The sequence below is a fragment of the Neptunomonas marina genome (genome assembly GCF_004005935.1).
In the GTDB taxonomy this organism is placed as follows: Bacteria; Pseudomonadota; Gammaproteobacteria; order Pseudomonadales; family Balneatricaceae; genus Neptunomonas; species Neptunomonas marina.
In genome coordinates this window covers 1-493 of record NZ_SACQ01000027.1, presented here as the reverse complement: position 1 = coordinate 493, position 493 = coordinate 1, and the positions used below count along the sequence as shown (strand labels likewise).

General features: G+C 70.0%; 1 protein-coding gene. It reads right to left on the bottom strand.

Annotated features, from left to right (window positions below):
* Positions 1-493 (bottom strand): ABC transporter permease (locus EOE65_RS17895; RefSeq protein WP_164847161.1); only part of this gene is annotated, 493 nt, incomplete at both ends.

Sequence of the window (493 nt, the reverse complement as noted above, 5' to 3'; positions counted from 1 at the left end):
GCGGATGCGCGGGTCGAAGAACACGTAGCTCAGGTCCACCGCCAGGTTCACCAGCACGTAGACCACCGAGAACAGCAGGATCACGCCCTGGATGGTGGGGAAGTCGCGCGCCAGCACCGCGTCTACCGTCAGCCGCCCCAGGCCCGGGATGGCGTAGACCGATTCCGTGACCACCACACCGCCGATCAGCAGCGCGATGCCGATGCCGATGACGGTGACGATGGGCACCGCCGCGTTGGCCAGGGCGTGGCGCATCAGCACCGCCTTCTCCGGCAGGCCCTTGGCGCGGGCGGTGCGGATGTAGTCCTCGCCCAGCGTCTCCAGCACCGACGCCCGCGTGACCCGCGCGATCCGCGAGCCGAAGCGCCAGGCGGCCAGCACGCCCAGTGGCACGGCCACCAGCACCGCGATTGCGATGGTGAGGGCCGCCAGCGACAGCGTGGGCTCCAGCCGCTGCGCGATGAGCGTGGCCACGTCGGTCTTGTAGTAGTAG